Origin of the sequence: Aurantimonas sp. C2-5-R2 (assembly GCF_036549495.1) — a bacterium.
GTDB classification, from domain to species: domain Bacteria; phylum Pseudomonadota; class Alphaproteobacteria; order Rhizobiales; family Rhizobiaceae; genus Aurantimonas; species Aurantimonas coralicida_A.
The window spans coordinates 1-8374 of record NZ_JAZHLJ010000113.1 but is presented as its reverse complement, the minus strand read 5'-3'; the positions used below and the strand labels follow the sequence as shown (position 1 = coordinate 8374).

Here is an 8374-nt window from a genome sequence, read left to right as displayed (position 1 = left end):
ACAACGCCTGGTCCCAGCTCGGGATCGGCGCCTCCCGGCCACCCAGGTCCCGAACGCGGGGGCGCTCGACCTCGACCTTCCCACCGTGGAACCCGATCCGCCCGCGAGTGCGGCCCCAGCGATGCGCTTCGCGCTTTTCGACCCGACCGTGGCGCGGGCCGCAGGCGGCTTCTACGTCGGCCTCCATCATGGTCCCCAGCGCTTCCATCCCGGCAGCAAGGCATAGCNCGACCGTGGCGCGGGCCGCAGGCGGCTTCTACGTCGGCCTCCATCATGGTCCCCAGCGCTTCCATCCCGGCAGCAAGGCATAGCCGCTCGAAACTCTGCTGAACATCGGCAAACGCTTCGGCCACAGGCCCGCTGCCCGGCGCCGTCGTCGATGTGGTATCTTTCTTCATGGCGTTGCTCTCCAAAGTGGATTCGACACCCCGAGCCTACCGGCTCAAGGCGGGCAACGCCGCCCCTTCAGAAGTTCAACAGTGAACGGGACATCCCCTCATCGCCGCCGTCAGACGCGGGCACCAAGTGTTAGATTCGATCCACTCTCATGTTCGCCGTTTCAAGTATCAGGCACGAAAAATCCATTGCTCGCCATCGAGCGGGGCAGACTGGCCGCGGCTGAGCAGGGCAGGAGGCACGATCATGAAACGACGGTTGATCATGCTCTGATGCGCGGGTTGGTTACCGCCGGACCGGTGATGCGTCGCGGAGCTTGCTCTGTCTAGAAGGCCAGCGTCGGATGATATCCGGCTGGTAGTGGAAACGAGCGTTCTCCTGGCCGTGACCGTGCCTCCAGCCTTACCCAGCTTTGGGTGTGTCGTCGTCGCTAATGACCTCCTTGGCATGACGTCCATTGATTTCAGCGGCTCAGGCGCCGGTGATCTGCGCCTGGTTGGCGATTGCCCAGACGAAGCCCGCCAGCTCGCGCGCGATGGCGGTCGTGACCACGGTCGGCGGCTTGCCCGCCCGGGCCAGCCTGCGATAGCGCCGGCACAAGCGCTCCTGCGCCTTCCATGCGGTGTCGCGGATCGGCTTGGCCAAGCCTTCCTGGCGCAGCAACTGCTCCCGGCTGATGCGGGCCGGGAAGCGATAGCTCCAGGCGGCCTCGATCAGCATGCGCCGCGCCGCGCCATTGCCGGCCTTGGTGATGCCGCCCTGGCGGCGCGTGCTGCCGCTCGAGTGTTCGGAGGGAACCAGGCCGAGATAGGCCATGAGCTGGCGTGGATTGGCGAAGCGGGTGATGTCGCCGAGCTCCGCAACCAATGTTGCGGCCGCGACCAGAGCCATGCCGCGCAACGCCTGCAGCGCGCGCACCACCGGAGCGAGCGACCAATCCGGCAGCACAGCCTCGATATGGGCCACCAGCCGATCGCGCCGCGCCGTCGCCGCCTCGACCGCTGCGATACAGTCTTCCAGCACGATGTGGTGCACCGCCTCCTCGAACCGCAGTCCGGCCAGCCAGCGACGGTGCATCAGCGTCCAGGCCGGTCGATGGTAGTGGCGACCTTGCCGCAGCAGGAAGCCAGTGAGTTGCTGGCGCGCCTGACGCAGGCTGCGAACCGCCGCCAGGCGGGCCCGCACCAGATCCCGGATCGCCTCATGGGCCGCATCCGGAACCCACACCGGGGTCAGTTCACCGGCCCGATGCAGCTTGGCAAGATTGATCGCATCCCGCCGGTCGGTCTTGATCCGATCTCCCGGCTTGCGCGGGATCAGCGATGGCGCCACCACAACACAGCCGTGCCCCGCCTCGCTCAGCTGCCGCTGGATGCCATAGCCGCATGGCCCGGCCTCGTAACAGAACCGCAGTTCACCCCCGCTGCGCGACAGCTTTGCGGCCAGAGTCTTCAAGGCCGTCGGCGTGTTCGCGATGCGGCCATGCTCGCGCACCTCGCTCCGCCGCTCACCGTCGGCAAGGGCGACCGCGATCGTATCCTTGTGCACATCAAGCCCGATATAGATGATAACCTTGTCATGACCCGTCTCCTATGCATGAGGCTCGGCGTCGGAGCATCCGACGCAACCCTCGACATCCTGCATACTGCGAGACGGGTCGCCCCTATCTCAGGCGAACATGTGGTCTAGTTTCGTGAAGCGCTGACGAACCTTGTTTGTCACCTGCGGCAACTAATTGCTTTCCAGTACCACGATCCACTGGTTGACTGGTCCGGACCACAACGCCTCGCCAAGAGGTCTCTCGGGAGGGAAAAGCATGAAACGCCGTCTGATTTCTGCGCTGTTGGCAACCGTGTTCGCCGTCGGTGTCATGCCAGTAACTTCGAATTCTTCGCAAGCCGAGGAAGAGGTGAACGTCGCCGCCGGCATAGCCCTGACGTGGGCACCCCTTTACGTCGCAGATCAGCAGGGACTGTTCGAGAAATACGGGGTCGATGCGAAGGTTCTTCTCTTTCCGAGCGGACGCACGGCACAGGAGGCAATAGTCGGCGGCGGTGTCGCTTGGGGTACCGTCGCTGAGACTCCGGTTGTATTTGCTTCCATGAACAATTTGCCCGTCCGGATCATCGGCGTCATGTCGACCTATGAAATATTCGACCTAGTTGCGACCGAGGAAATGCAAAAGCTCGAAGATCTAAAAGGCAAGCGCGTCGGCTATGCACAGGGGACGAATGCTCAAGTCTACCTGTCGCGTGCTCTCAAAAAGGCTGGACTGACATTCGATGACATCACTGGAATAAACCTCAGCCCAACGGATATGGTGACCAGTCTCGCTAATGCGCAAATCGATGCTTTTATATGGACAGAGCCGCACATCTCACAAGCACTCGGTATTGGGGATGGGAGTTTCCATACAATACGCACTCCAGGACTGTATGTAACTTATTCCGGCATTGTCGCGCTGCAAAGCACGATTGATAATAATCCGGAGATGCTTGTCAATTCCCTTTGCGCGATGAAAGAAGCGACAGAATATATGAAAAATAACAAGGATGCATCGATCACATACTTGTCAGAGCGCATCAAGATGGACCACGCGATCGTAGCTAAAGAATGGGACCGGGTGCCATTCGAGATTACCCTCGATAAAGAAAACATCGTCAAAGATATGCAGCAGCAAGCTCAGTGGGCTATCGAAAGTGGTCTTCTGGCAGCAGGAGTTAAGTTGCCCGATTTTGATCAAGTTGTCGTGGATACGATATTCGACGAAGCGAAAAACTGTTTGGACCAGTAAAGAAGTGGCGCTTGAATTCATCAAGTCCGAGCAGGTCAGCCGTGACTTCCAGACGGTGGGCGGAGTTATCCAGGCTCTCGCCACCGTTAACCTGACGATCCGGGAAAACGAATTTCTGTGCCTTCTTGGGCCGAGCGGCTGCGGCAAGACAACCTTGCTCAATCTCATCGCTGGCTTCATCCCTCCCACGAGCGGGAAGATCAGCATAGAAGGTACGCCCATCACCAAACCAGGCCCGGATAGAGGGGTAGTCTTCCAAGACTACTCCCTATTCGGTTGGCTCACAGTTCGCGGCAACGTGGAATTTGGGCCGCGCATGGCCGGAACATCCGTAAAGGAGCGCCGTGAACTGGCGGATTACTACTTGTCTTTGGTCGGTCTGACAAAATTCGCGGAAAAATATCCTTTCGAGCTTTCGGGCGGAATGAAACAGCGAGTCGCCATTGCTCGTTCGCTTGTCACGAAACCGCACGTCCTTCTGATGGACGAACCATTCGCGGCTCTCGATGCCATGACGAGGAGCAGCCTTCAGTCGGAAGTACTCGACATCCAGCGCGCCGAGAAGAAGACCGTTGTGTTCGTCACCCACAATATCGGTGAAGCCATATTCCTCGCGGACCGCATCGTTGTGATGTCGCCGCATCCAGGCCGAATTCAAGAGGTTATCGATGTCGACTTCCCCCGCCCCCGGACTCGTACAACGTCAAGCTTCAACGAACTCTACGAGCGCCTCGAAAATACCATCGGCGTCCACACCGTCGAGTAAGCTCGGGCTGGCGACGATGAATCGAGTTCTCTCCTCGAGCGGTCCTGCGGCACTGGGTGCGGCAGGGGCGGCTATCTTCTTTCTGGCTTGGGAGGGTATCGCGCGATTGGAGTTGGTCAATCCGGCGTTCCTGCCCGCGCCATCGGCAGTTGCAATAGCCGCTTACCGGCTCATAGTAAGCGGGGAGCTGCTAGTCCATCTCACCGCCAGTATCTGGCGCGCTGTCTTGGGTTTCTTCTTTGGCTCCGTCACGGGAATCACTGTCGGGATCGCGACCGCGCGGCTGCCGATTTTCAGGCATATGAGCGATCCGCTCTTGCAGATGTTCAGGGCAATTCCATCGATCGCCTTCGTTCCGCTGGCAATCTTTTGGTTTGGTATCGGCGAAGTCTCAAAAATTTTTCTCATCGCGTGGGGCGTGTTCTTCCCTGTCTGGGTGAACACTTTCCTGGGTGTTAGAGACGTCAATCCGCTCCTAATGCGGGCGGCCGCGACATTGGGGGCCGGCGGCTTCCGTATGCTTTGGAATGTCATCCTTCCGAGCGCGTTGCCGCTTATTTTAGCAGGCTTGAGAATTAGTCTTGCTGTCGCTCTCGTTTTGCTTGTTGCTGCCGAATTGGCTGGCGCTACGGCTGGGGTTGGCTACTTCATCCAGTTGTCGGCGCAGGTGTTTCGGGTCGATCAGATGTTCGTGGGACTGCTGACGCTGGGCGTACTCGGCTTCTGCGCCGATTTGCTGTTCGTCAACGTCGTCAAGTTCCTTTTCCCATGGTACGGCGCAGAAGGCCGGGCGGCGAGGCGGTAATGGAGGCGTTTAGCGAGACTGACTGGGCTTCCGCTGCCGAGCTTGCGCGACTTATACGAAACCGTGAAGTCTCCCCCGTCGAAATAGTAAGCCGTTCACTTGAACGTCTTGAAGCCGTGGAACCAGATATCAATGCCTTTGTAACCACGACACCGGAACTTGCCTTGGCCGCCGCGCGCAAGGCCGAGGCATCGGTAATGCGGGGAGACGCCCTTCATCCGCTCACCGGAATTCCAATCTCGATCAAAGATAACATCGCCGTTGAAGGTGTGCGACTGACATTCGGGTCGCGGACTACACGGCATGCCTGCGCTGCTTTCAACGCGCCTGTGGTGGAGAGACTCATCGCGGCGGGAGCTTGTATCGTCGGCAAGACAACGATGACTGAGTTCGGAAGCAAGGCATCGAGCGATAGCCCGCTGACGGGTATCACGCGTAATCCTTGGAATCTTGCGAAGTCCGCAGGTGGTTCGAGCAGCGGGTCTGCGGCGAGCGTGGCCGCTGGGGTCACGCCGCTGTCGATAGGAACAGACGGTGCCGGATCTCTGCGCATACCCGCATCTTTTTGCGGAGTCGTCGGATTCAAGCCGCAATTCGGTCGAGTGCCGGTGTATCCGCAGGCAACCGCTCCATCCCTCTTGCACATCGGACCAGTCGCAAGAAACGTCAGCGATGCAGCGATGCTCCTTTCCGCCATCTCCGGTTACGACGCGCGGGATCACGCTAGCATCGCATCTCAGCCCCAAGACTTCACAGAACGCGGCATTAAAGGAATATCAGGTTGGCGGATCGCTTGGTCACCTACTCTCGGTTTTGGGAAGCCGGACGAGACGGTGCTTGGAATTGTTCGGGCGGCGGTGCGCGTTTTCGAACAGGCAGGATGCGTCGTCGAAGAAGTGGACCACATCATCGGAGATCCGCATGCAGCTCTCGCTGCGGAATTTTTCGCTAACGCCGCTTTCCGTCTGAAGGATGCTCTTCTGTGCGAGCGTGAACTATTCGATCCGGAGGTGGCTGCGTGCCTGGAGCATTCATCGCGCTTGACCATCAACGAGTTTTTCCATGCGCAGTCCGTGCGAAATCAGCTTCGAGAGCGGTTTCGTGAATTGTTTGGGCGATACCAGCTTCTTCTGACACCGACCGTTCCCGTTGCCGCCTTCGATGCGGAACTCAGCAGTCCTCCGGGCTGGACGGGTCCATCGGCCCTTTCTTGGCCAACCTACACCCTTGTCCACAATCTGACGGGGCTGCCGGCACTATCGATGCCTTGTGGCAGAACGCCGGAGGGATTGCCGGTCGGCTTTCAGGTTGTCGGCCGCCCAAACGCCGAAGCTGACGTTCTCGATGCTGCTGCCGTCTTTGAAGCGATCGGAACGTGGACAGGGCCACGTCCAAGCTGATCGCGCTCCCTCTTTCCGCTCAGGCTCGTCATGATTAGTTTTTCCGATTTCGGAGCATGGTCTCCGTTGCAGTTGACCTATCTCGCCGCGTCAGTCGCGATTTCAGGATTTGTACGGGGATATAGCGGCTTTGGCGTCTCCCTCGCAGCCGTCCCCATGCTGACCGTGATTCTTGATCCTCTCGAAGTTATCCCAGTTGCGTTGCTATTCGAGATCGCTCTAACCCTCGGATTCCTTCACGGTTCCATCGCACTGGTCCAGTGGAGGACCGTGACGCGACTATTCGTCGGGGCAGTCTTCGGCACGCCGATCGGCATCTATGCCCTGTCCGCGATTCCGGCTGAACACATGCGGCTAGGCCTGAGCCTCATCCTACTGACCTCCGTTATTCTGATTTGGCGGAAATCTCAGGGCATTTCATGGCATCTCACCACACCCGCCACGATATCGGTGGGAATGCTATCTGGGTTGCTCAGTGGCGGCACCGCGATGAGCGGCCCCCCGATTGTGATGTATTTCCTTGCATCGCCGCTGAGTCCGGCGGCGAGTCGCGCTTCCATGATGATGTTCTTTCTGTTCAGTGCTTCAATCGCGATGGCATTGGGCTTAAGTGCAGGGCTTTACCCGCGCCGGGCATTCGTCCTGGCCATCGCGGCGGTTCCGCTATTGCTCATCGGAGCAGCCTTGGGCGCCTTCTTTTTCCAGCGCTCGAAACCGCTCGCCTATAGACAAGTGGCGCTTTTGATGCTCGCGGCAATTGGAGTGTTCGCACTGGCGAACGCGGTCATCAGCTACACTGGTTAAACGGAGTCATTCGGGCGATATCAACGGAAGCTACGACAGTCTGAACCCAAGCCCTACTCGGAAAAAGCAGTCTGCCGCAGCCGCGCCTTGTCCAGAATGACTATCCGATGTTTTTCGAAGGTGACGATGCCTGCCTTCTCGAAACGCTTTAGCGAAACAGTTACCCATTGACGGGTCGCACCGATCATATTTGCTAATTCCTCATGAGAGAATTGCCGACCGAATATTGCGGGCGCGTCGTGCAGAACTCCCTCGCGTTCGGCCAGCGTAAGTAGGAGATGCGCCAAGCGTCCAACGGCGGATCGCGTGCCGAGTATTTGCAACAAGGCCGAGTAGCATTTTCCCTTATAGACCAACCCATCGACCAATCCTATGGTGAGTTTAGGCAGATCGATCATCAACCTTCTTATGTCCCGCGCGGCAAGAAACGCGATCTCGCATTCCTCCAGCGCCGTTGCTGACCACACGTGCAAACCGCCGCCGAAAATCTCTGGTCCCCCTACGAAGTGACCGGCGGTCCAGTGGGCCAAGGTTATTTCCCGGCCGGTAGACGACGCATAGTAGGTACGCGCACTGCCAGACCGGATCAGGAAAATCCCTTCATGTGGTTCTCCCTGCACGAATATGTGTTCTCCGGGCTTCCGCAATTGGCGCGTAGCGCAGCTCAGCACTTGCTGACACTCCGTGTCCGTAAGGTAACTTAGAATGTTGTGGTTGTCTTTGATCTCCAAGAGCGCTTCGGTCATGTAAATCGTGCGACCAGTCGCTGGTTGCGGCGATTGCGGATGCGGACGTTGGACAGCCATCTTTGTCACTAAACTTACTTTGCCGATCATAAACTGACACATTCACGTGTTCACGGTTTTAGCTGCCCAACAACACCATGTCATCCGAGAAGCTGAGGCCTACCGTTGGTATCGGGAGCTATGGCCGATTTTGGGTGACGCGGCTTGATCAAGCGGCGCGGTTGTCGGCGCTCTGCGTGGCAACGCCGTCGGTGAAGGGGATGTCCCGAAGTTTGTTGAACTTCGTTGAGCGGCGATGCCGGGTTGAACGTTACGCGGCCCTCGATGCAGGGGCAACGAACTTTTCGGCATTTCGGCGCTGATGGGCAAGGAGGGCGGCCCGCAGAATCGGCAGCTGCTTGTGAGCCTTGAGCTTGCGGAAGCCCTTGGCGGCCTCGATCATGCCGGCGGCGACCCATCTCAGAGCCATTTGTCCGTTCCGCCACCGCTTCACGTTGTGCGTGACGCGCCGGATCGTACCCATCATGTTCTCGGCGATGTTGGTGCAAGCCAGCGAGCGGCGAAGCTCCGTGGGCAGCTTCAAACGAACGACGGTGAGGATTTCGTCGAGACCCTCCAGGATGCTCGCGGCGACGCCCGGCCGGTCCTGTTCGAGCCGGCGTG

7 protein-coding genes and 2 pseudogenes are annotated in these 8374 nt (G+C 58.9%); 5 read left to right on the top strand and 4 right to left on the bottom strand.

Features of this window, described 5'->3' with window-relative positions:
• A pseudogene (locus tag VQ044_RS22775) lies at positions 1-398 on the bottom strand (hypothetical protein); the annotation flags it as partial.
• 469 nt (positions 399-867) lie between these two features.
• Complete coding sequence (locus VQ044_RS22770; RefSeq protein WP_327649765.1) at positions 868-1965, bottom strand: IS110 family transposase; 1098 nt, start codon at positions 1963-1965, stop codon at positions 868-870.
• 247 nt (positions 1966-2212) lie between these two features.
• Between VQ044_RS22770 and VQ044_RS22765 the strand changes: the two genes are divergently transcribed.
• From VQ044_RS22765 to VQ044_RS22745, 5 genes are read left to right on the top strand one after another with little or no spacing between them, the layout of a single operon-like run.
• Positions 2213-3190, top strand: coding sequence for an ABC transporter substrate-binding protein (locus tag VQ044_RS22765; protein ID WP_327649763.1), 978 nt, complete (start codon positions 2213-2215; stop codon positions 3188-3190).
• A 4-nt stretch (positions 3191-3194) separates the two neighbouring features.
• Positions 3195-3956 carry an ABC transporter ATP-binding protein gene (locus VQ044_RS22760; protein WP_327649761.1) on the top strand — a complete coding sequence of 254 codons (762 nt, stop codon included), beginning with the start codon at positions 3195-3197 and terminating at the stop codon, positions 3954-3956.
• A gap of 16 nt (positions 3957-3972) precedes the next feature.
• Complete coding sequence (locus VQ044_RS22755) at positions 3973-4761, top strand: ABC transporter permease (RefSeq protein WP_327649759.1); 789 nt, start codon at positions 3973-3975, stop codon at positions 4759-4761.
• On the top strand, positions 4761-6161 hold the full coding sequence (locus tag VQ044_RS22750) for an amidase (protein WP_327649758.1): 1401 nt from the start codon (positions 4761-4763) through the stop codon (positions 6159-6161). Before VQ044_RS22755 ends, VQ044_RS22750 begins: the two co-directional genes overlap by 1 nt.
• A 30-nt stretch (positions 6162-6191) precedes the next feature.
• The gene (locus tag VQ044_RS22745) at positions 6192-6965 is read left to right on the top strand and encodes a sulfite exporter TauE/SafE family protein (RefSeq protein ID WP_327649757.1); all 774 of its coding nucleotides are present in this window, start codon (positions 6192-6194) and stop codon (positions 6963-6965) included.
• Between the two features lie 53 nt (positions 6966-7018).
• Here the strand turns inward: VQ044_RS22745 and VQ044_RS22740 are convergent, their stop codons facing one another.
• Both VQ044_RS22740 and VQ044_RS22735 read right to left on the bottom strand, forming a co-directional pair.
• A complete protein-coding gene (locus VQ044_RS22740; protein ID WP_327649756.1) occupies positions 7019-7711 on the bottom strand; it encodes a Crp/Fnr family transcriptional regulator in 693 nt (230 codons plus the stop codon).
• Between the two features lie 310 nt (positions 7712-8021).
• Positions 8022-8374: pseudogene (locus VQ044_RS22735) on the bottom strand (IS256 family transposase); the annotation flags it as partial.